This window comes from Pseudomonas sp. L5B5 (assembly GCF_020520285.1).
Lineage (GTDB): Bacteria > Pseudomonadota > Gammaproteobacteria > Pseudomonadales > Pseudomonadaceae > Aquipseudomonas.
The window spans coordinates 2,610,083-2,632,443 of the sequence record NZ_CP084742.1 but is presented as its reverse complement, the minus strand read 5'-3'; the positions used below and the strand labels follow the sequence as shown (position 1 = coordinate 2,632,443).

Sequence of the window (22,361 nt, the reverse complement as noted above, 5' to 3'; positions counted from 1 at the left end):
CCATGAACGTATCACCCTCGCCACTGGGCCCGATTGCGACGGGTCGTTCGTCCACCGCTGTCCAGGGCCGTGGCATCACCCGGCGCTTCGCCGGGCAGGCGGTACTCGATGGCCTGGACCTGGACATCGCCCCGGGGGAATTCGTCGCCCTGCTGGGCAGCAGCGGCTCGGGCAAGACCACCTTGCTCCGCGCCCTGGCTGGCCTGGAACCCATCGACGAAGGACGTTTGCAGGTGCCGGCCGCCATGGCCGCGGTGTTCCAGGAGCCACGGTTGATGCCCTGGAAGCGTGTATGGCGCAACGTCGCCCTCGGTGTCCGTGGTGAGCAGGTACGCCAGCGGGCCCTGGCGGCGCTGGAGGAAGTGGGGCTGGCCCATCGACTGCAAGCCTGGCCCGGCACCCTGTCCGGCGGTGAGGCCCAGCGCGTGGCCCTGGCCCGGGCCCTGGTGCGCGAGCCGCAACTGTTGCTGCTGGACGAGCCCTTTGCCGCCCTCGACGCCCTGACACGGATGCGCATGCACCGGCTGATCATCCGTCTGTGGCGCACCCATGCTCCGGCGGTGCTGCTGGTGACCCATGATGTCGATGAAGCCCTGCTGTTGGCCGACCGGGTGCTGGTGCTGGCCAACGGCCGAATTGCCGAACAATTGCCGATCCACCTGCCGCGCCCGCGCCAGGCCGGCCTTCCCGGGTTCCAGCAACTGCGTGGGCGGCTGCTGCAATTACTGGGCGTCGAATCCGAGGCCGAGCCGGCCACCCTTGTTGCCCCACCCCTGAGCAGGATTGCCAGCCGATGAGCCTTTGCACCGAACCATCCGTCGCCCCTGCGCTCCCGCTTGACCTGGATTGCGTGGCATTTGCCGACCTGCTGCAGCAGTTGAGCGAGGAGTTCGCCGCGACCGCGGCCCACTATGATCGTCACAGCGAATTCCCCCATGCCAACCTGCGGCGCCTGCACCAGCATGGCCTGCTGGCCCTGACCGTGCCACGGGCTCTGGGCGGCAGCGAAGCGAGCCTGGCCCAGGCGCGGCGGGTGGTGGGCGCCGTGGCCCGGGGCGAGCCTTCCACCGCCCTGGTGCTGGTGATGCAGTACTTGCAGCACACGCGCCTGCAACAGAACACCGCCTGGCCCCTGCACCTGCGCCAGCAGGTGGCGCGCGAGGCCGTGCGTGACGGAGCCCTGATCAATGCCCTGCGGGTCGAGCCGGACCTGGGTACACCGGCCCGCGGTGGTTTGCCGGCGACCCTGGCGCGGCGGGTCGAGGGCGGCTGGCTGCTCAGCGGGCGCAAGATCTACTCCACCGGCATTCCGGGGCTGACCTGGCTGTCGGTGTGGGCTCGCAGCGACGAAGCCGAGCCGCAAGTGGGGACCTGGCTGGTGCACCGCGACAGCCCCGGGATCAGCGTCGAGGAAACCTGGGATCACCTGGGCATGCGGGCCACCGGCAGCCATGACGTGATCTTCGACGAGGTGTTCGTGCCCCTGGAGCAGGCGGTGGACATCCAGCCGGCCAATGTCCCCCGGCCTTCGGAACTGGACAGCAAGGGCGTGCTCTGGTTGGCGGTGCTGCTGTCGGCGATCTACGACGGGGTGGCCCGCGCCGCCCGTGACTGGCTGCTGGGCTGGCTGGCCCAGCGGACGCCGGCCAACCTCGGCGCGCCATTGTCGAGCCTGCCGCGTTTCCAGGAACTGCTCGGCCGCATCGATGCCTTGCTGCTCAACAACCGGGTGTTGCTCGACGCCGCCGCCGAAGGACGGATTGCCGCCAGCGAAGCCACCCAGATCAAGTACCTGGTCACCAGCAATGCCATCAGCGCGGTGGAACTGGGTATCGAGGCCATCGGCAACCCGGGGCTGGCCCGGGGCAATCCCATCGAACGGCACTACCGCGATGTGCTGTGCAGTCGCATCCATACACCGCAGAACGACGCGATCCTGGGGGCTGTCGGGCGCGCCGCCTTTGCTTTGCCCAGCCGCGGAGCCCAGGTGTGAAGCACATCGCCAGCCAGCTCGATGCGGCCTTCAACCAGCAACTGCGCCAGTGGCTGCCCGGGGTCGAGGTCCTGGACCTGCCCCGGGGCGTGCCCGTTGGCCTGCCGCCGACTATCCAGGTGCTGCTGGCCGCACCCCATGCCGACTTTCGCGATGCGCCGCAGCCGCCTGCGGGCTGGCCCTTTGGCTTGCAGTTTGTGCAACTGGTGACCTCGGGCCTGGATTACTTCCCACCCTGGCTGTTCGAGCGCCTGCCGGTGGCCAGCGCCCGCGGCAGCACCGCACAAAGCATTGCCGAGTTCGCGCTGGCGGCGATCTTCGCCGCCGCCAAGCAACTGCCCCAGGTCTGGATCGAGCGCGCCGCAGACTGGCAGCAACGACCGCTGGCCGCAGTGGCGGGCAGCACCCTGGGGCTGTACGGCTTCGGCAGCATCGCCCGGGAGCTGGCACCCAAGGCCTTGGCACTGGGCATGCAAGTGCTGGCGCTACGGCGTTCGGCGCAACCTTTCGAGATTCCCGGGGTGGACGCGGTGGCCGACCTGCATCAACTGTTTGCCCGCGCCGACCACCTGCTGCTGGCGGCACCGCTGACCGAGCAGACCCGGCAGGTCATCGACGCCCAGGTGCTGGCGGCCGCCAAGCCGGGGCTGCACCTGATCAACATCGCCCGTGGCGCGCTGATCGATCAGCCGGCGCTGTTGCAGGCCCTGGATAGCGGGCGTGTGGGCCTGGCCAGCCTGGACGTGACCGACCCTGAGCCGCTGCCCGAGGGGCATCCGTTCTACCGTCACCCGCGCATCCATCTGTCGCCCCACACCTCGGCCAACTCGCCTGGGGTCTACCTGAACATCGCCCGGCTGCTGGAGCGCAATCTCCAGCGCTGGGGCGATGGTCTGCCCCTGGAGAATCCGGTGGAGATCCAGCGTGGCTACTAGCGTGCGGTGCTTGCGTTGGCTGGTTGGCGCAGGTCTTCCGGCGATCGCCAGGCAAGGCCCTGCGGGCCTTTTCGCAGTCTCGCGGGCTCGGCAGCGGCAACAGGGCCAATGCCGGTTTGTGTAGCCGCTGCCGAAGGCTGCGTAGCAGGCGCAGGGATCTTGAGACCGCAGAAGGGCCGATGGGAGCAGGGTATTGATGACCATTTCAAGGAGAGTGGATATGACCGCACAGTTTCGCCCCGCCGTGTATGACCTGCCCCGCGATGGCCATACGGTGTTTCGCTGGGAACATCCGCCCCAGCAGGCCACCGTCGAGCTTGAGCGGCTGCAACGCAAGCAGAGCCTGGCGGCGGCGTTCCGGGTATTCGCCCGGCTGGGGTTCGACATGGGTGGCGCCGGCCACATCACCGTGCGCGATCCGGGGCGCCCGGACCATTTCTGGGTCAACCCGGTAGGGGTGTATTTCGGCCATGTACGGGTCCGCGACTTGCTGCTGGTGGACCCCGACGGCGCCATCGTCGAGGGCGAGGGCGCACTGAACCTGGCGGCGTTCGCCATCCACGCGGCGCTGCATGAAGCCCAGCCACAGGTGGTTGCGGCGGCCCATGCCCATTCGCTGTACGGCAAGGCCTGGTCGAGCCTGGGCCGCTTGCTCGATCCACTGACCCAGGACGCCTGTGCCTTCTATGAGCGGCACGCACTGTTCGACAACTTCTCCGGGGTGGTGCTGGAGGCCAGCGAAGGGGCGCGGATTGCCGCTGCCTTGCACGGCCACAAGGCGTTGATCCTGCAGAACCACGGCCTGCTGACCGTGGGCGAAACCGTCGAGGCGGCGGTCTGGCGTTTCATCGCCATGGACAACGCCGCCCAGGCCCAGTTGCTGGCGGAAGCAGCCGGTACGCCCCGCCCGATTCCCCATGAGATCGCTCGCCACACGGCGCGCCAGGTGGGCACCGAGTTCGGTGGCTGGTTCAGCTTCCAGCCCTATCGCGAGCGCATCCAGCGCGAAGAACCGGACTTTCTCGATTAAGGACAAGCCATCATGCAGCGTCGTCGTTTCCTGCAACTCTCGGCCCTTGCTGGCCTCGCGGGCACCTTGCCCCGCCTGGGCCTGGGAGCCTCCACCGATTGGTCCGGGGTCACCTTGAACGTGGCCACCTACAAGGGGGCGGCGCCGAGCTTCTTTGTCGAAGCGGGCGTCGAGCCGCCGCCCTACCAGGTCAAGTACGCTGAGTTCACCGGTGGCAACCTGAGCTTCGAGGCCCTGGTCAGCGGCACCCTGGACATCTCGCCGATGAGCGAGATCCCACCCATCTTCGGCATCAAGAACCATGCCCCGGTGAAGCTGATCGCCGTGCTCACCGGCGACGTCAACAACCAGGCCTTCATCGTGCCCAAGGGCTCCGCGGTGCAGTCGGTGGCCGAGCTCAAGGGCCTGCGCGTCGGTTACATCCGCTCCACCAGTTCCCATTATTTCTTGCTCAAGGCCCTGAAGGAGCAGGGGTTGGGGTTCGCCGACATCGTGCCCATGGCGCTGACCCCGCAGGATGGTTTCGCCGCGTTCCAGAACGGCGCCCTGGATGCCTGGGTCAGCTTCGGCTACTTCATCCAGCTGGCCGAACTGCGGGCCGGGGCCCGGGTACTGAAGACAGGGCAAGGCTACCTGTCGGGCAACTACGTGATCGCCGCCAACCAGCAGAGCATCGCCGACCCGCGCAAGCACGCGGCGATCACCGACTACATCCTGCGCGAGTACCGCTCCTGGCAATGGATCGCCAGCCACCCCGAGGAGTGGGCGAGCAAGAGTGCGCAGATCCTGGGCATGCCCCGGGAGGTATTCCTGGCCCAGTACCGCGCCCAGAGCGGCCCGCGCTTGCTGCAACCGGTGGACGATGCGGCGGTGAAGTCCCAGCAGGACGTGGCCGATCTGTTTTACGAGGCCGGGGTGCTGCCCCAGCAACTCGACGTCTCGGGCCTCTGGGACCGCAGCTTCCATTGGGGCTGAGGGCCTGGCGTGTTCTTCCAACCGGCGATGGAGGCCCCATGCTGCGTCAATCCCTGCTGACCCTGGCGCTGGCCAGCCCCTGGGCCCTGGCCCAGGACCCTGCTGCCGTGCATCAACGCCTGACCGTACTCGACAGCCATCTCGACACCCCGATGCAACTGGCCCGGCCGGGTTGGGATATCCGCCAGCGCCATCGTTACCAGGACGACCTGTCCCAGGTCGATCTGCCGCGGATGAAGGAGGGCGGGCTGGACGGTGGCTTCTGGGCGATCTTCACTCCCCAGGGACCGCTCGACGCCGAAGGCCGGACCCAGGCCAGCGAACACGGCCTGGCGGTGTTGACCCGAATCCGCGACCTGGTGGCCGCCTATCCCGAGGACTTCGCCTTGGCCCTGCGCGCCGAGGATGTACCGGCCATCGTTGCCCGTGGCCAGAAGGTGGTGTTCATCAGCATGGAGAATGCCGAGCCCCTGGCCGCTGATCCCGGGCGCTTGCTCACCTACCATCGCCAGGGCCTGCGCATGTTGGGCCTGGTGCATTCGGCCAACAACCATTTCGCCGACTCGGCCACTGCCTTGCCCCAGTGGCGCGGCCTGAGCCCGGCGGGCCGCGAGCTGGTTGCCGCAGCCAATCGCCTGGGCATCCTGCTGGATGTATCCCATGCCTCGGACCAGGTGTTCGACCAGGTGCTGGCGCTGTCCACGGCACCGATCATCGCCTCTCATTCCAGCAGCCGGGCCATTACCCCTCATCCGCGCAACCTGGATGACCAGCGCTTGCGAGCCCTGGCGGCCAAGGGCGGGGTAGTGCAGGTCAACAGCTTCCCCAGCGACCTGATCAACGTCGTGCCCAATCCCGAGCGCGCCAAGGCCCTGGGGCCGCTGTATCGCGAGTTTCGCCTGGCCGCCAGCCTCAGTCCCGGGCAGGTGGCGGACCTGGCCGAGCGCATTCGCCAGGTGGAGGCCCGTTATCCGCAACCCCGGGCGACCCTCGACGACTACATGAAGCACCTGCTGCACATCCTTGAGGTGGTGGGGCCGGAGCATGTGGGCATCGGCGCCGATTGGGACGGCGGCGGTGGGGTCGAGGGGCTGGAAGATGTGGCGCAACTGCCACGCATCACCGAACGCCTGCTGGCGGCGGGCTACAGCGAAGACGACCTGGCGAAGATCTGGGGCGCGAATGTGCTGAGAGTGCTGGCTGCGGCGCAGGCTGCCGCGATGAATCTCCAACGCTCAAGCTCTGAGACTCGCGACTAGTGGCAGAATTGAGTCGTCTTCGGCTATGCGTGATGCGCAGAATCTCTCGCCTTGAATATGAAACAAAGTAATATTTGCATATGCTTAAAATGTATTTCTCTTATCAAATCAGCGCCCCTAGGATGGCTTCACATAGACCCAAGTGACTGCATAAGTCGACGGGCTATAACCGAACGCACTAACCATCCGTAGCAGGGAGCGCCGGCATGCCGCTGACCAGAAGACAATTGATCGCCCGTGTCGCCGCTGTCGGTGGGGTCCAGGCGGCGAGCGCGGTCATGGGGTTGTTCGGGATGGCGGGCAATGCCGAGGCGGTCGAGGAGAATTACGCCTCGTTGCCGGCCGCGCCGGTGGGCATGGGCGCCAGGGTGGTGGTGATCGGTGCCGGCATCGGTGGCCTGGTCAGTGCCTACGAGCTGCACAAGGCCGGGTTCAAGGTCACGCTCCTGGAGGCCCGGGACCGGGTCGGCGGGCGCAACTGGACGGTGCGTGGCGGCGACCGGGTGGAGTACAGCGACGGCAGTGTGCAGGTGGCGCGCTTCGACCAGGGTTTCTATCTCAATGCCGGTGCCGGTCGCTTGCCAAGCCACCACCAGCTGATGCTCGGTTACTGCCGTGAACTGGGGGTGGAGCTGGAAGTCCTGGTCAATACCAGTCGCAACGCCCTGGTGCGTCCGGACCTGAACCAGCCGGCGCTGCAGATTCGCCAGGCGGTCAACGACAGTCGCGGGCACTTCTCCGAACTGCTGGCCAAGGCGGTCAACCGCCACGCCCTGGATCAGGAACTGAGCGTGGCGGATCGTGGCAACCTGCTGAGTTTCCTCAAGACCTGGGGCGATTTGTCCGACAAGCTCGAATACCTGGGCTCGGCTCGTTCCGGCTACAAGGTCTGGCCCGGGGCGGGTGATCAGCTGGCGCAGAAGAACGATCCGCTGCCCTTGCAGACCTTGCTCAACCCGGCGCTGACCACCGCGCTGATGATCGATGAGTACCCGGAATTCTCGCCCACCATGTTCCAGCCGGTGGGTGGCATGGACCGTATTCCCCAGGCTTTTGCCCGGCATCTGAAGGGCCAGTTGCGGCTGCACAGCGAGGTGCGCTCCATCAGCAATCGCCATGACGGCGTCGAGGTGACTTACCTGGATCGACGCAGCAATCGCACCCAGCGCCTCGAGGCCGACTACGTGATCAGCAGCTTGCCCTTGCCGCTGCTGGCCAAGGTGCAGAACAACTTCAGTGCGCCGGTGCGCCAGGCCATCGCCGCCGTGCAGTTTGGCTACGCCAACAAGGTGGCCTGGCAGTCGCGGCGCTTCTGGGAAAGCCAGTACCAGATCTACGGCGGGCTGTCCTTCATCAACCAGGAAGCTTCCGGGCTGTGGTACCCCAGCGGCGGTTTCAACCAGGCCGAAGGGGTGCTGGTGGCGGCCTACAACAACGGTGAGACCGCCCGCAAATTCGGCGAGAGAACCCTGGCCCAACAGATCGAGATTTCCCGTGAGGCGGTGGAGTTGCTGCACCCGGGCCACAGCCATGAGCTGCGCAACCCGCTGGTGATCGCCTGGAGCCGGATTCCCTACAACTTCGGGCCCTGGATCAGCCATGAAGTGGTCGAGCCGGACTACAGCCTGCTCAACCAGCCCCAGGGCCGGGTCTACCTGACCAGCGACGGCCTGGCCCACAGCGGCGTGGGCATCTGGCAGGAGGCTGCCGCCGGCGCTGCACGGCGGGTGGTGCGGCAACTGTTCCAGCGGGCGCAGGGCGCGGCGCTACAGCAAACCGCCTGAAGTGGCCGAGCATTCATAAAAACAGCAGTAACCCATGCCGGGTAGCGGACCTCCGAGGCTGGCACACACAACCTTGGGAGCGTCTTTGCATGTCTTTGAAAAAAACCGTCGTAGGGCTGGGGCTGCTGTTCGCTGCCGCCAATAGCTGGGCCGCAGGAATCCAGCGCATACCGTCCACCTATCCCAACTCGCCGATCCTGCAGGCCGTGACCCTGCCGGCCAACAGCGAGGTGACCTACCTGTCCGGCCTGCTGCCGGACCCGGTGGACCCCAAGGCTGCCAGGGAACACATCCACGCGGTGGGCAATACCGAGGCCCAGGCGCGAGTGGTGTTGGGCAAGGTGCAGACGATCCTTGCCAGCCAGGGCCTGGGCCTGGGGGATGTGGTGCAACTGCGTATCTACCTGGTGGGCGACCCGGCCCTGGGCGGCAAGCTGGACTTCGATGGCCTGCAAACCGCCTTCCGCGAGTTCTTCGGTACCGAGAAGCAGCCGCTCAAGCCGGCCCGGACCACGGTGCAAGTGGCGGGATTGGTCCTGCCCGGCGCCTTGATCGAAGTCGAAACCGTTGCCGCCCGAGCGCGCTGAGCACTCTTCAAAAGGATCTGAAGCCATGGGTATTTCCTTGCATAGAATCGCTGTGGGCGCCGCTCCACTGGGCCTCGGGCTGCTGGGCCTGGCGTTGCCCGCCGAACTGCTGGCGGCCGATGAGACCCTGGGCACCGTGGTGGTTACCGGCGTGCGCGGCAGCCAGCAGCGCACGGTCACCGACAGCCCGGCGCCGATCGATGTGATCGACAGCGAGCAGTTGCGCAGCATCGGCCAGAACGGCCTGAAAGAAATGCTCGGGCGCCTGCTGCCGTCGTTCAACGTGCCCACCATCAACGGCGGCGGTACCGCGTTCCTGGTGCGCGGGGTGAGCATGCGTGGCCTGGGTGGCGACCAGGTGCTGGTGCTGATCAACGGCAAGCGCCGGCACAACTCGGCGCTGATCAACAACGGCGCGCGGGTGGGCAATGCCTCGGTGCCGGTGGACCTGGACCTGATTCCCACCGCGGCCATCGAGCGCATCGAGGTGCTGCGTGATGGTGCGGCGGCGCAGTACGGCTCCGACGCCATCGCCGGGGTGATCAATATCATCCTCAAGCGCAATGCCGATGGCCTGACCTCCGACACCACCCTGGGCCAGTACTACGATGGCGACGGCACCACCGGCCATGAAGCCTTCAACTGGGGCAACAAGCTGGGAGAGGACGGCGGTTTCATCAACCTGTCCTGGGACGCCAAGGTGCAGGAACCCTACGAGCGTTCGAGCGCCGCCAGTGGCCAGTTGTATTTCAACCAGCCCGATGGCTCGCCCGACCCCAGGGAAAGCCAGCGCCAGGGCTGGGGCACCGAATACGGCCTGGGCCGCGATCGCACCACGAGCCTGGCCTACAACGCCGAGCTGCCCCTGGCCGATGACCTCAAGCTGTACTCGTTCTCCACCCTGAGCTACCGCAACAGCAACAAGAACCTGGGGCATCGCAAGCCCACCGACATCACCAGCCTGGCCGGGGTGCCCAATGCGCCTTACCCCAACGGTGGCCAGGCCCGGCGGGAAATCCGCGAGACCGATTTCCAGGTCGCCGGCGGCGCCAAGGGCCTGCTGGGAGGCTGGGACTGGGACCTGTCCAGCACCTACGGCAAGGATCGCGGTGTGCTGGACACGGCCAACAACCTGAACATTTCCAACGGTCCGTATACCCAGCATGACTTCCACCTGGGCAACCTGGTGTTCGACCAGTGGACCAACAACCTGGACTTCTCCCAAGCCCTGGACATCGGCTGGAGCAGTCCCCTGGAGACCTCCTTCGGCGTGGAATACCGCTGGGAGAAATACGCGCTGGAGGAGGGCGAAGCCAACTCCTACAACCAGGGCAGCTACATTCCGGCCACCGGGCCTTTCGCCGGCGTGGTGCCCGACCCCGGGCTGTTCTCGGTCAATGGCACCACCCCTGAAGATGCCTACAGCCTCAAGCGCCACAGCGAGGCGGCCTATGTGGATTTCGGCTTGAACATCACCCCCAACTGGTACGTCGGCGCGGCGGCGCGCTACGAGAAGTACAACCTCGGGGTGGGTGATACCACCAGCGGCAAGCTCACTACCCGCTATGAGTTCCTGCCCGGTTACGCCGTGCGAGCGGCGGTGAGCAATGGCTTTCGCGCACCGTCCCTGGCCCAGAGCGTGTTCTCCACCACCAGCACCGTGACCCAGTTCGGCGCTGCAGGCACCACCGCTTCGGTGCGGACCAAGCAGATGCGCCCCGACTCTCCTGAAGCCATCGCCCTGGGCGCCAAGGACCTGGAGCCGGAAACCTCGCGCAACTACAGCCTGGGCTTTACCGCCGAACCCACCGAGCGGCTGCGCCTGACGGCCGACTTCTACCTGATCGACATCGACAAGCGCATCCTCCAGACCGGCATCCTCAAGGGCCCGGCGGTGTCGCAGATCCTGGTGGAGAACGGCCTGTCGCCCAACCTGGCCGGGCAGTACTACACCAACGCTGCCGACACCCGGACCAAGGGCGTGGACCTGGTCGCGGACTACCGGCAATCGTTCGGCGAGTACGGCACGGTCAAGTGGAGCATCGCCTACAACCACAACAAGACCACCATCCGCGACCTGGCCGATACCCCGGCAGCGCTGTCGCGCCTGGGGGCCGATTATGTGCTGTTCGACCGCCAGCAGCAGATCGACCTGACTCGATCCACGCCCAAGGACAAGTGGATCCTGTCCACCAACTACAAGGTCGGCGACTGGACCACCAACCTGCAGTTGACCCGTTTTGGCGAGTACACCGAAGGCTCGAACATCCCGGCCAACGACCGGACCTACAGCGCCAAGTGGATCACCGACCTGGACGTGGCCTACGACGTGAACCAGAACCTCACCGTGGCGGTGGGGGCCAACAACCTGTTCGACGTCTACCCGGACAAGATCGGCCTCAAGGCCTGGGCCGGCACCTACGAGTACGGGATGTTTTCGCCCTATGGGCTGGGTGGCGGCTACTACTACAGCCGCGTCAGCCTGGCGTTCTGATTGATGATCAAGCGCGAGCGGCAACAGACGGGCATGCACTCTGTAGTCGCTGCCGCAGGCTGCGATCGGCGGCGCAACAGACGGCAACTGGCGTTCCTGGCGCTGCTGCTGTTCAGCAGCCAGGTGCTGGCGCAGCCGACGCTGCGGGTGTCCAGCCAGAAGCAGTCGCTGAAGATCCTGCTGCAAGCGGCCGGCGAACTGGAGCAGGTGCCGTATCCCATCGAATTCGCCTCGTTCGCTGCCGCTGCCCCCACTGCCGAGGCGCTGGCCGCCGGAGCAGTGGACATCGGCAGCCTGGGGGATGCGCCGTTCGTGTTTGCCGCCGCCGCGGGGGCACCGCTCAAGACCGTGGGGGTGATCAAGCTCAAGGTCACGCCCACCGCCGTGGCGATCGTGGTCAGGGACGATTCGCCGCTCAAGGATGCCGCCAGCCTCAAGGGCCGACGCATCACCACCACCCGCGGTTCCATCGGCCACTTCCTGGCCCTGGCGGCCTTGCGTTCGGCGGGGCTGCATGGCACGGATGCGCAGTTCATCTTTCTCCAGCCCGCCGAATCCCGCAGCCTGCTGAGTAACGGCCAGGCCGATGCCTGGTCGACCTGGGACCCCTACACCAGCATGGTGCAGATGGAGGGCGGCAGCCGGGTGCTGGTGAGTGGCGAAGGCCTGTTCGCCGGGCACATGCTGTTGGTAGCCAACGACCGGGCGATTGCCGACAAGCCGGCGCAGATCGCCGATTTTCTGCGGCGCCTGGGCCGTGCGTATGCCTGGGCCAACCAGCATCAGGAGGAGTTCTCAAGAATCCAGGCTGGCTACAGCGGCCTGCCGGTGGAAATCCACCTGCGCTCCAACCGTTACTCCGAGCCCCGGCGCATCGCCGTGGGCCCGGCGGTGGTGGAGGACGTCCAGCACACCGCCGATCTTTACCGTGAGGAGGGCATTATCCAGAAGTCTTTCGAAGCGTCGGCTTACATGGAGGGACAATTCAATGAAGTTGAATGAGTACATGGCAGTTTTATTAATCAAGCTCGGGAGGTTTTAAACATATAAAGAGCAGCAATGTTCTTCGTTCAAGTTAACTATCAGTAAATTTCATGATCTTCTCGCAGCGCTTTTAAAGTGTCTGTGAAGGCCGCTATTTGCCTGATTTTCTATACGTTTTTAAGTTTGGATATTAGATGCAAAGGGTATTTCACAAGCCTTTGGCCAATGCCTAAGGTGGCCTTGAAACAAATTATTACGTTCAACCCAGATGCACTTCATCGCTACTTCCAGGGAATAAGGGAGCTTGCATGTTTACAGTCACTACTGCCGACAAACTTGAAGCGCGGCACATTATCGATGTGGTGGAAAAACGCTCCTATGGCGTCCAGCTCAAAGGGTTCTGCCCGCCGGACACCTTGCAGGTGGCCCGCGACCACCTGTACCAGCAGGACCTGCGCAGTGCCTTCGGCCAGCAACAGGAATTCGTGCGTATCGGCAAGGCCTACATCGAGATCCAGGATGAGCAGAGCCGGGCCGAATACCACGCGTTGGCGCTGCCCAACATTCGCAAGATCCGCAATCTGTTCCGCCCGTTGGCCTCGCCCATCGACGAGCTGCGCCTGCTGCTGGACGAGGTCTGGCCCCAGGGCGCGCACCTGCTGCAGGTGGGCGGGCAGAAGTGTTTTGTCGGCATCGCCCGATTCCAGGGCTCGGGGGTCGATCTCACGCCCCATACCGACAAGCTCGAGCGCAATGCCCCCGAAGGCCACAGCCCACCGTTGCTGACCCAGCTGTCGACCAACATCTACCTGGAGATTCCCGAGGATGGCGGCGAGCTGGAGATCTGGGGCATCGAGCCCGACGAACAGGAATACGAGCGCCTGCGCGGGGAACGGGCCTATGGCATCGAACGCCACCTGCTGCCGCCGCCGGATTTCGTGGTCAAGCCCGAACCCGGCGACCTGATCCTGCTCAATCCGCGGTTGATCCACGCGGTGCGCCCTTCGGCCACCAGCACCCGGGTCACCCTCGGCGTCTTTATCGGTTACTACGGCGAACAACAGCCTTTGGCCTACTGGAGCTGAACTCATGAGCAAGGTGCAGGAAATCAACCTCAAGGCCTACTTCAACAAGGGGGGCGAGGAGCATGAATTCGAGGGCAAGCGCGTGGTCCTGGCGGTCAGCGTCGGCCAGGAATACCACGAGGACCAGAAGCTGCGTTCCACCATCCACCTGATCAACCAGTCCGGCTTCAGCCACGTCAAGGTGGTGGTGGCCGACACCCTGCAGCGCCACAACAAGCACGGCAAATCTCCCGGGGAGGCGCTGTCGGCGTCGATCCGCGACGGCGATGCCTGGCTGGCGCGCAACCAGGACATCCTCGATGGCCTGCGGGTGCCTTATCACATCACTCGCTGGAACCAGGAACTGGCCAGCGATCGATATGCCGAACTGCGCCAGCAGCTCAATCAGGTCTACCAGCAGCGCTCGGAGCTGCGCGAAGCCATCGACAGCACCATTGGCGTGTTCACCGAGCGTTTGCGCCTGCGTGACGAGCATGCCGATATCGAACGCGCGGCGGACCAGTGCCGCGAATACATCCTCGAGGAGATCCCCATCATCCTGCCGCTGTGGGCCGATGAGGGGTATCACTACGTGCTCTACCCGCAGCAGATGACCACGGCCATGGCCACCAGCCGCGAGTTGTTGATCGAGCCCCACAGCCCGGATCGGGTGCGCTGGCTGCCATTGAAGTTCAAGAAGCGCGGCATTCCGATTCCGTTCACCTTGCCCGGCGCCATCCACCCCAACTGGACCAGCGGCGCCATCGCCATCTGAGTCTTTTGTCTTTCCGTCTGCCTGGGGCCGTTGCCATTGAGCACGGTCGCCGGGTTTGTGAATCAAGGAGTTTCCATGGGCGTTTTTGCGCAACAGCAACGCAAATGGTGGGCATTGCTCGGCGTGAGCATCGCCAGTTTTCTCGGTTGTGTGGACTTCACCATCGTCAACACGGCGCTACCGGCCTTGCAGGCTGACCTGGGCGCTTCGGTGGACAGCCTGCAATGGGTGATCAACGGTTTCATCCTGGCGCTGTCGAGCTTCATGGTGCTGGTGGGACGCCTGGCCGACTTGCATGGACGCAAGCGCGTGCTGTTCATCGGCCTGAGTGTGTTCGGCCTGGCCTCACTGGCCGCGGGCCTGGCGGGGCAGATCGACACCCTGGTCGCGGCCCGGGTCCTCCAGGGCCTGGCGTGCGCGGTGCTCTATACCGCTTCGGGGGCCATTGTCTCCAGCACCTTCGACAGCGCCGAGCAGGGCCGGGCCTTCGGTGTGCTGTTCGGGGTCAACGGAGTGGGCCTGGCCGCCGGGCCGGTGCTGGGCGGGCTGATCACCAGCAGCTTCGGCTGGCAGTGGATCTTCCTGATCAACGTGCCGTTCGTGCTGCTGAGCCTGGGGATCTGCAGTTTCAGTGTCAGGGAGTCGCGCTCGGCCGAGGCCGGGGCCCGGCTCGATGGCTGGGGCGCGCTGCTGTTGCTGATCGGCCTGCCGAGCCTGGTGCTGGTGATTGTCCAGGGGGCGGCCTGGGGCTGGGGTTCGCCGCCGGTCCTGGGATTGATCCTGCTGGCGCTGCTGGCCCTGGGGGCGTTCCTGGTGGTGGAGCGACGGGTCGAGGCGCCGATCATCGACCTGACGCTGTTCGCCAATCGGCGTTTCGTCGGGGCAGTGGTGGCGAGCTTCAGCCTGGCGGTGTTCTATTGCGTGGCGTTTTTTGTCATGCCGCTGTACCTGGCGCAGATTCGCGGTGCCTCGGTGCAGGCCAGCGGTCTGTTGCTGCTGCCCACCACCCTGGGCGTGGCGCTGCTGTCGCCGCTGGTGGGACGACTGGTAGACCGCAAGGGCCCGGCGCTGCTGATCAAGACCGGGCTGCTGCTGTTCGTCCTGTCCGCGCTGTTGCAAGCCGGGTTCGAGCGCCAGACCTCCCTGCCTTACTTGCTGGGCGCCTTCGTGATCATGGGGCTGGGCTGGGCGAGCATCCTCGGGCCGTCGACGGTGCTGGGCATTTCCTCGGTGCCCCAGGAGGTGGGTTCGGTGGCCATGGGCTCGTTGATGACCTTGCACAATGTTGGCGGCGGCATTGGCCTGGCCGTGGGGGTGGGACTGTTCCATCAGTTTTCCGCTGCGCCGGCGAGCGATGTCCAGGCGGCTTTCCTCAACGGTTATCAAGTGGTGATGGGGTTCCTGGCCCTGGCCAGCCTGCTGGCCTGGGCATCGGTGAGCGTGTTGCTGCGCACTGTCGCAGCCCCGGCGCAGGCGGCACGGGAGGAGGCCAGCCGTGGCTGAACGCGGCGGGCAGATGGGGCTGGGGGCCTTTCTTTCGGGCTCTGGCGCCCATGGCGGCAGCTGGCGCCATCCCCAGGCGGATGCCGACGCCTCGTTGAACTTCGAGCGTTACCGCCACTATGCGCAGACCCTGGAGCGCGGCTGCTTCGATGCCCTGTTCCTCAATGACAATGTGGCGGTGGGCGATCTCGATCCGCGGGTGCTGGCCCACAGCGCCTACAGCCTGCGCTGGGACCCCTTGACCCTGCTGCCGGCCCTGGCGGTGGTGACAAGGCACATCGGGCTGATCGCCACCGCCAGCACCTCCTACAACGAGCCGTACAACCTGGCGCGCAAGTTCGCCTCCCTGGATCACCTGAGCGGCGGACGGGCTGGCTGGAACCTGGTGACCGGGCTGATCGGCGGCGAAAACTTCAACCACCCCGAGCCACCCCGCCATGACCTGCGTTATGAACGGGCCGAAGAGTTCTTCGATGTGGCCAGCGGCCTGTGGGACAGCTGGGCCGATGATGCCTTTCCCCGGGACAAGGCCAGCGGCATATGGCTGCACCCGCACCGTATGCACCTGCTGCAGCATCGTGGCCGGCACTTCCAGGTCCAGGGCCCGTTGAATGCGCCAAGGCCGGTGCAGGGCTGGCCGGTGATCGCCCAGGCCGGCTCCTCGGGGCCGGGTTGCGAGTTGGCTGCACGCTGCGCCGAGCTGGTGTTCACCGCCCAGACCGACCTGGCCCAGGCCAAGGCGTTTTATGCCGGGCTCAAGGAACGGCTACCCCATTACGGGCGGCATGCCGGGCAGTTGAAGATCTTCCCGGGGATCGCCCCCACGGTGGGGCGCAGCCTCAACGAAGCCGAAGAGAAGTACCAGCAGTTGCAGGAGTTGCAGGACCCCCAGGCGCAGCTCAAGGCCTTGTCCTATCTGCTGGACCTGGGCATCGACCTGTCGAGCCTGGCGCTGCATGCCCAGGTGCCCTTGCAGGACGATGCGGCGCCCACCGAACGCCACCAGAGTCGGCGGCAGCTGGTGGTGGAGCTGATCCGCCGGGAGCGGCCGACCCTGGCGCAGTTGCTGCGCAGCCTCTCTGCCAGCGGGCACAAGGTGCTGGTGGGCACGCCAGGGCAGATCGTCGATGAACTGGTTACCTGGTACCAGGAATACGCCGCCGATGGTTTCAATGTGCTGTTCACCCATTTGCCGGGGGCCATCGACGACTTTGTCCAGTTGATCACCCCGCAATTGCAGCGGCGTGGCCTGTTTCGCCAGCGCTATACGGGGCGCACCTTACGCGAGCATCTGGGGCTGGCGCGGGTGGAAAACCGCTTTTTCAGCCCGGGCCGGGATGGCTGAATCGCCAGCAGCGGCTTTACTGAACCAGCGTAACGCCCATTGATCAGCCAAGGAGCGACAGCATGTCTGGATGGTATGAGTTGAAGAAAAGCAGCAACGGTCAGTTTCGTTTCGTGCTCAAGGCCGCCAATGCCGAGGTGATTCTCACCAGCGAGCTGTACGCCACTCGCGCGGCAGCGGAAAACGGCATTGCCTCGGTCCAGGCCAACAGCCCAGTGGACGAGCGCTACGAGCGCAAGAGCGCCAAGGATGGCAAACCCTATTTCAACCTCAAGGCAGCCAATCACCAGGTCATCGGCAGCAGCGAGCTGTATGCCACGGAGGCGGCGCGGGACAAGGGCATCGCCAGCGTCAAGGCCAACGGCCCCAGCCACAACATCAAGGACCAGACATCCGTCTAGGACCGGCTCGGCACACCCTCGACAGCACAAGGCCCGAACGGCACGCAGCGTTCGGGCCATGTGCTGTCAGCGATCGTTGCGCAAGCGCCAGGCACTTGTCCCAGGCACCGTGTGATGGCGGAGCGAGCAGCCTGCGATGACGGCGAGCCAGGGTCCGATCCACCTGCGGGAATACGCCGTTGGATGACTGGATTGTGGCGAAATGCCATCGCTTGTCTTATCCTCCGCGACCGTCACAGGGCGGTCGGCATGCCTGGCGTTCTGGTTGACGTTATCGATCATTGTCCAAGGGATCTGCGGCCTCATGATTCGCCCTCTCGCATTACTTGCCACGCTGCTGGCGCTGAGCGGTTGCTACAGCCTGTCTTCCACGAAAATTGCCGAGAGCATGAGTCCCGACTCGCAGTCGGGGGTGGCCTATGTCGTGGGGGTGGTCGGTATCTGGCCCAAGGCGGTGCACACCGCCAACGAGCAGATGCTGCTGATTCGCCCACGGGGTGGTGACGGGTTTGCCTCGGCGCGCTTGTACAACCAGATCTACGGCCGCACTCCACGCGACGTGCGCGAGACCTGGCACGGCATCGGCAGTCTTTTCGTGATGCCGCTCAAACCCGGGCGCTACGAGATCTACAACCTGCATTTCGACCGGGGCAGCGCCACGTCCTGGAGCCGCGAAGATTTTTCCATCCCCTTGGAACTGGAAGCCGGCAAGGCCTACTACGTCGGTGATTTCCGCGCCGGCTGCCTGTCGGCAGCGGGGGCCAAGTGCTTGTTTCTACACAGCGACCACCTGGAGCGCGACGCCGCCCTGGTACGTGCCAAGTATCCGCAGGTGCCGGCCCTGCAACGGGTTGACCTGGAGAAGATGGAGGAGGTCACGTCGCTGATCGTCAAGGAGCAGGGGCCCAAGGCGTCGATGCTCAAGGCCATGCTGTCGGGGGATCTGTAATGCGCAGTCGGTCGTGGTGGTTGATGGTGCTGATGCTGGGGCTTGGCGGTTGCCAGACCAGCCATAGTCTCAAACCGGCCGAGGTGGATTATCGGCAGACGTTACCGGCGATCAGCGTCAGTGTGGTCGGGCCGATCCCTGGCGGCCTGATCCGTGACGAGCTGCGCCGTCGCGGCACCTTCGAGCAGGTACAGCAGGGGTTCAGTGCCGATGGCTACAACGTGATCGTGATGGCAAACAGTGATTACTTCGGCTGGCAGAACATTCCCCTGGGCCTGCTCAGCGCGCTGACCTTGTTTATCGTGCCGGCCCGGGCCACCTGGGACAGTCAGGTGCTGTTTCATGTCAGTCGTGGTGACCAGCCGCTGGCCAAGTACCGGGTCAGCAATCAGACCCGTTCCTGGCGCGGTTGGGCCAACCTCGATGGGGGGCAATACCAGCATGTTCAGCGCATCACCGACGACTTTATCGCGCAGATGCTCCAGGATCCTCTGTTCAAGGCCAAGCCAGCGGTGGCACACAGCGGCCACTGAGCGACGGTGGGACAGGGCCTCGGCCAGAGCCCGGGCGGAGTGATCCGCCCGGGCTTTTTCGTGGTGGATTCACCCCAGGATGTGCAGCAGGGCCTGCAGTTGGCTGCGCCCGGCCTCGTTCAGCGGAAACACCGGCCGGCGCGGGTCGCCGGCGTCCAGCCCCGCCAGTTCCAGGCCAGCCTTGACCGTGGCTGGCAGTCCGCCCTTGAGGATGAAGTCCAGCAGCGGCAATTGCCGGTAGAACAGTTCCCGGGCACGGTCCAGGTCGTTGGCCTGCATCGCCTGGTACAGGTCGAGGTTGAGCTGCGGGATCAGGTTCGCTGCGGCGGTGCACCAGCCACGAGCGCCGGCGGCGAAGGCTTCCAGGGCCAGGGGGTTGCAGCCGTTGTAGAAGGGCACCTGGCCTTCACCGAGCAACTGCAGCTTGTGCATGCGCTGGATATCGCCGGTGCTTTCCTTGACCAGGGTGACATTCTCCACGGTGTGGAAGATCTTCAGGATCAGTTCCACCGACATGTCGGTGCCGCTGGTGGCCGGGTTGTTGTAGAGCATGATCGGCACGCCGATGCTGTCGCCGATGGCCTGGTAGTGGGCGAGGATCTCGGCTTCGCTGAGCTTCCAGTAGGAGGCCGGCAGCACCATCACCACATCAGCGCCCTTGGCTTCGGCAAAACGCGCACGGCGGACGGCCTTGGCGGTGGTCAGGTCGGAAACGCTGACGATGGTCGGTACGCGTTTGGCCACGTGGCGAATGCTGAATTCCGCGACCTGGTCCCATTCCGCATCGCTGAGGTAGGCGCCTTCGCCGGTGCTGCCCAGGGGCGCGATGGCATGGACGCCGGCGTCGATCATGCGGTCGATGGAGCGCCCGAGGGCGTCCAGGTCCAGGCCCTCGCCGTGGGGGGCGAAGGGGGTGACGGTGTAGCCGATGATGCCGTGAATGTTCGGGGTGGACATGGTGAAGCTCCTGCAAGGCAAAGGGGTGGATCAGTTCAGGCAGTCGGCGTGTCGTTTTAGGTTTTGCCGGGCGTAGTAGTTGAAGGCGGCGCCGTGGCGCTTGGGCTTGGAAATCCAGTCGTGGGCTTCACGACCCAGCTCAGGGAGGATCGGCTTGATGGTGCCGGCAGCCATGGCCAGCAGTTGCAACTTGGCCGCGCGCTCGATCAGTTGGGCGATGACGCAGGCTTCCTCGATGCTGGCGCCAGTGGACAGCTGGCCGTGGTGCGAGAGCAGGATGGCCCGCTTGTCCCCCAGGGCGGCCGAGATGATTTCACCCTCTTCGTTGCCCACCGGGACGCCTGGCCAGGCCTCGAGAAAAGCGCAGTCCTCGTAGAGCGGGCAGAGGTCCATGTGCGACACCTCAAGTGGAACTTCGAGCATCGACAGCGCGGCAACGTGGGTCGGGTGGGTGTGAATGATGCAGTTCACGTCCGGCCGGGCGCGGTATACCCAGCTGTGGAAGCGGTTGGCCGGGTTGGGCATGCCGTGGCCTTCCAGGACTTCCAGGTCTTCGTTGACCAGCAGCAGGTTGCTGGCGCTGATTTCGTCGAAACCCAGACCCAGTTGCTGGGTGTAGTAGGTGCCTGGCTGCGGGCCTCGGGCGGTGATCTGTCCGGCCAGGCCGGAGTCGTGGCCATTCTCGAACAGGATGCGGCAGGTCAGGGCCAGCTTTTGCCGGTCGGTCCACGTATTATCCGCCAGGGTATTTTGCATCTGGGTCAGGGCTTGCTTGACCAGTTGCTCCTTGGGCAATGCTAATGTCTTGGCCATTTCGGGGTCCTTTGATCGGTGCGATGGACGTCGGGTCTGCCGCTCACCCGCTGCTTGCGAGGTCGTGGGTGAAGGCAAATGACACTAAAGAGGCTATATGACACTTTGTGTCATTGGCAAGCGCCAATCGTTGCTTTCTAGATGGATTAATCGCTCTACATGTCTATCCGTTTGAAATTACTGAGAAAAAAACTTGGCGTGACCCTGGAGGCCCTGGCCGAGAAGTCCGGCATGACCAAGAGCTATCTGTCGAAGGTCGAACGTGGGCTGAACACGCCGTCGATCTCTGCGGCGCTGAAGCTGGCCAAGGCGTTGAACGTCAAGGTCGAGGAGCTGTTCGCCGAGGACGCGATCAGCCTGGACGGCTACAGCCTGGTGCGCAGCCATGAGCGCCAGTCGCTGGCAGCCAACGACCAGGCCCCGGGTTATGCGGTGCTGGCCCATCAGGTCAGCGAGCGCAACCTGCTGCCATTCATCATCTATCCGGCCCGGGAGTTCAGCGACAAGACCTTCAAGGAGCACCTGGGGGAGGAGTTCCTGTTCGTCCACGAAGGGCAGGTGGAGGTGGACTTCATGAACGAGCGGGTGATTCTCGAGCGTGGCGATGCGCTGCATTTCAACGCGCAGAAACCCCACCGCATCCGCTCCCTGGGGGACGAGCCAGCGCAGGTGCTGGTGGTGGTGCATGGCATCGAGGAGTGATACCGAGATCGTTGTGGTCGTTACACCTGGCGCACGCGTGTAGCCGCTGCTGAGCGTGCGAAGCTGCGCCAAGGCCCGCAGGGCCTTCCGAGCCTCTTGCGGCCGTTAAAGGAATCGTTGGCTCAGCGTTCTACCGGGACGGAAAGTGCCGGGTCGCCCAGGGCGTGAGTCCTGGAGTCGAAGAACCGCAGGCTCATCTCCAGGCCGTCGAACAGCTTGGCGTAATGCCGCTTCTGGTGCTGGACGAATGCCGGGCTGCGCGGATAGATGGAAATGGCCAGGGTGCCAGCGCCGCACTGGCGGATCGCCTGGACCAGGTGGGCGTCCTGGGGGCCGAGGTTGTGGCCGAAGAGGCACAGCGCACCCTGGTGGTCCAGCAGTTGCTGGTAGCAGAACGACAGGTAGTCGCTGCTGCGGATGGTCTTGAGCTTGTCCGCCAAGGGACCTTCGCTGACGAACAGCGGTACATCGTCCAAGGTCTTGAGGGTGTTGTTGATGGCGAAGTTGCCCAGCAGGGTGCCTTCGGTGGACGTCAGCTTGCGGGCGCTGCCATCCCGGTTGCGTATCAGGTGCAGGCCGCCGTGCAGGTACAGGATGCGGGTTGCCTGAGTGCTGGCACTGTCCAGGCTGAAGGCCGGGTCGTCCCCCTCGAACAGGTCGCTGAGCCCCTGGGGTTCATGCTGTACGGCCCAGTAGGCGAGCAGGTCGTAGTTGCTGGTGAATACCGTTGGATATTGCCGCAGTTCGCGGTTGATCGCCGCAAGATCTTGTGGCCGGACCAGGCGCCAGGGGATGTGCAAGGCGTGCACGGTGTTGATCAGCGCTTCCTTGATGGCGTAGTAGCGATTGCGCGGCGCCGCCGAGCTGACCGCCAGGGCCTTGTTGACCCGGCTGGTGGTTTTCAGCGCACCCAGGACCTGCTCGAAGCTGTGGGTCTGCAGGGCGTCGAATACGCTGAGCTCGGACTGGCCCAGGGGTTTTTCTTCGACGCTGCGGGCATTTTCGAACAGCGAATCGTACGCGAAGTCTTCCCACACCGCGCGACTGGCTCCGTTGCCGATCAGCAGGCCAGTGAATGCAGTGCCGGCACGCAGGGCAGTGAAGTCTTCAAGCTCGGCATCAAACTCCTGGAAATCCATCATCGCGGTCATCGGTCTCAAAGCTGTAGGGGGCAGGGCGGCGACTTTATCACGACCGACCCTTGAGCCAGATCAACAACGCCGGTGACCGATCGGTCGATTCTGTTCCACAGACATTGAATCGAGACCCTGAATGGGC

21 protein-coding genes are annotated in these 22,361 nt (G+C 64.9%); 18 read left to right on the top strand and 3 right to left on the bottom strand.

Annotated features, from left to right (window positions below):
* The first annotated feature begins 2 nt into the window (after nt 1-2).
* From LGQ10_RS12000 to LGQ10_RS11920, 17 genes are all read left to right on the top strand, one after another.
* On the top strand, nt 3-797 hold the full coding sequence (locus tag LGQ10_RS12000) for an ABC transporter ATP-binding protein (RefSeq protein ID WP_226525654.1): 795 nt from the start codon (nt 3-5) through the stop codon (nt 795-797).
* Nucleotides 794-1,993: an acyl-CoA dehydrogenase family protein gene (locus LGQ10_RS11995; protein ID WP_226525653.1), complete on the top strand. Its 1,200-nt coding sequence runs from the start codon at nt 794-796 to the stop codon at nt 1,991-1,993. The genes LGQ10_RS12000 and LGQ10_RS11995 overlap by 4 nt, the downstream gene beginning before the upstream one ends.
* Nucleotides 1,990-2,928: a D-isomer specific 2-hydroxyacid dehydrogenase family protein gene (locus LGQ10_RS11990; protein ID WP_226525652.1), complete on the top strand. Its 939-nt coding sequence runs from the start codon at nt 1,990-1,992 to the stop codon at nt 2,926-2,928. The genes LGQ10_RS11995 and LGQ10_RS11990 overlap by 4 nt, the downstream gene beginning before the upstream one ends.
* Nucleotides 2,929-3,148: 220 nt before the next feature.
* The gene (locus tag LGQ10_RS11985; protein ID WP_058436274.1) at nt 3,149-3,958 is read left to right on the top strand and encodes a class II aldolase/adducin family protein; all 810 of its coding nucleotides are present in this window, start codon (nt 3,149-3,151) and stop codon (nt 3,956-3,958) included.
* 12 nt (nt 3,959-3,970) lie between these two features.
* Entirely contained in the window at nt 3,971-4,933 is a 963-nt protein-coding gene (locus LGQ10_RS11980) for an ABC transporter substrate-binding protein (protein ID WP_226525651.1), read from the top strand.
* Between the two features lie 38 nt (nt 4,934-4,971).
* Nucleotides 4,972-6,192 carry a dipeptidase gene (locus LGQ10_RS11975; RefSeq protein ID WP_226525650.1) on the top strand — a complete coding sequence of 407 codons (1,221 nt, stop codon included), beginning with the start codon at nt 4,972-4,974 and terminating at the stop codon, nt 6,190-6,192.
* 206 nt (nt 6,193-6,398) lie between these two features.
* Nucleotides 6,399-7,976: a flavin monoamine oxidase family protein gene (locus LGQ10_RS11970; protein WP_226525649.1), complete on the top strand. Its 1,578-nt coding sequence runs from the start codon at nt 6,399-6,401 to the stop codon at nt 7,974-7,976.
* Nucleotides 7,977-8,065: 89 nt separating this feature from the next.
* Nucleotides 8,066-8,563 (top strand): RidA family protein, encoded by a 498-nt coding sequence (locus LGQ10_RS11965; RefSeq protein ID WP_226525648.1) that lies wholly within the window; start codon nt 8,066-8,068, stop codon nt 8,561-8,563.
* A gap of 25 nt (nt 8,564-8,588) precedes the next feature.
* Complete coding sequence (locus LGQ10_RS11960) at nt 8,589-11,057, top strand: TonB-dependent receptor plug domain-containing protein (protein ID WP_058436340.1); 2,469 nt, start codon at nt 8,589-8,591, stop codon at nt 11,055-11,057.
* A gap of 33 nt (nt 11,058-11,090) precedes the next feature.
* Complete coding sequence (locus LGQ10_RS11955) at nt 11,091-12,059, top strand: aliphatic sulfonate ABC transporter substrate-binding protein (RefSeq protein WP_413247619.1); 969 nt, start codon at nt 11,091-11,093, stop codon at nt 12,057-12,059.
* A gap of 290 nt (nt 12,060-12,349) precedes the next feature.
* Entirely contained in the window at nt 12,350-13,126 is a 777-nt protein-coding gene (locus LGQ10_RS11950) for a 2OG-Fe(II) oxygenase (RefSeq protein ID WP_226525646.1), read from the top strand.
* 4 nt (nt 13,127-13,130) lie between these two features.
* Nucleotides 13,131-13,880 carry a tRNA-dependent cyclodipeptide synthase gene (locus LGQ10_RS11945; protein WP_226525645.1) on the top strand — a complete coding sequence of 250 codons (750 nt, stop codon included), beginning with the start codon at nt 13,131-13,133 and terminating at the stop codon, nt 13,878-13,880.
* A gap of 75 nt (nt 13,881-13,955) precedes the next feature.
* Nucleotides 13,956-15,383, top strand: a complete 1,428-nt coding sequence (locus tag LGQ10_RS11940) for an MFS transporter (RefSeq protein ID WP_226525644.1) — start codon at nt 13,956-13,958, stop codon at nt 15,381-15,383.
* A gap of 13 nt (nt 15,384-15,396) precedes the next feature.
* Nucleotides 15,397-16,728: an LLM class flavin-dependent oxidoreductase gene (locus LGQ10_RS11935; protein ID WP_226526131.1), complete on the top strand. Its 1,332-nt coding sequence runs from the start codon at nt 15,397-15,399 to the stop codon at nt 16,726-16,728.
* Between the two features lie 62 nt (nt 16,729-16,790).
* The gene (locus tag LGQ10_RS11930; protein ID WP_058433887.1) at nt 16,791-17,129 is read left to right on the top strand and encodes a YegP family protein; all 339 of its coding nucleotides are present in this window, start codon (nt 16,791-16,793) and stop codon (nt 17,127-17,129) included.
* A gap of 304 nt (nt 17,130-17,433) precedes the next feature.
* Entirely contained in the window at nt 17,434-18,078 is a 645-nt protein-coding gene (locus LGQ10_RS11925; protein WP_058434192.1) for a hypothetical protein, read from the top strand.
* Nucleotides 18,078-18,611 carry a hypothetical protein gene (locus tag LGQ10_RS11920; protein ID WP_058434193.1) on the top strand — a complete coding sequence of 178 codons (534 nt, stop codon included), beginning with the start codon at nt 18,078-18,080 and terminating at the stop codon, nt 18,609-18,611. The genes LGQ10_RS11925 and LGQ10_RS11920 overlap by 1 nt, the downstream gene beginning before the upstream one ends.
* A 69-nt stretch (nt 18,612-18,680) precedes the next feature.
* Here LGQ10_RS11920 and LGQ10_RS11915 read toward each other — a convergent pair whose 3' ends face one another.
* Together LGQ10_RS11915 and LGQ10_RS11910 are read right to left on the bottom strand one after the other, a co-directional pair.
* Complete coding sequence (locus LGQ10_RS11915; RefSeq protein ID WP_226525643.1) at nt 18,681-19,568, bottom strand: dihydrodipicolinate synthase family protein; 888 nt, start codon at nt 19,566-19,568, stop codon at nt 18,681-18,683.
* A 30-nt stretch (nt 19,569-19,598) separates the two neighbouring features.
* On the bottom strand, nt 19,599-20,381 hold the full coding sequence (locus LGQ10_RS11910) for an aldolase (RefSeq protein ID WP_058434194.1): 783 nt from the start codon (nt 20,379-20,381) through the stop codon (nt 19,599-19,601).
* A gap of 159 nt (nt 20,382-20,540) precedes the next feature.
* Between LGQ10_RS11910 and LGQ10_RS11905 the strand changes: the two genes are divergently transcribed.
* Nucleotides 20,541-21,083, top strand: coding sequence for a helix-turn-helix domain-containing protein (locus tag LGQ10_RS11905; protein ID WP_058434195.1), 543 nt, complete (start codon nt 20,541-20,543; stop codon nt 21,081-21,083).
* Nucleotides 21,084-21,205: 122 nt separating this feature from the next.
* On the opposite strand, the gene LGQ10_RS11900 is transcribed toward LGQ10_RS11905, so the two are convergent.
* On the bottom strand, nt 21,206-22,225 hold the full coding sequence (locus LGQ10_RS11900; protein ID WP_058434201.1) for a DUF4917 family protein: 1,020 nt from the start codon (nt 22,223-22,225) through the stop codon (nt 21,206-21,208).
* Nucleotides 22,226-22,361 lie beyond the last annotated feature (136 nt).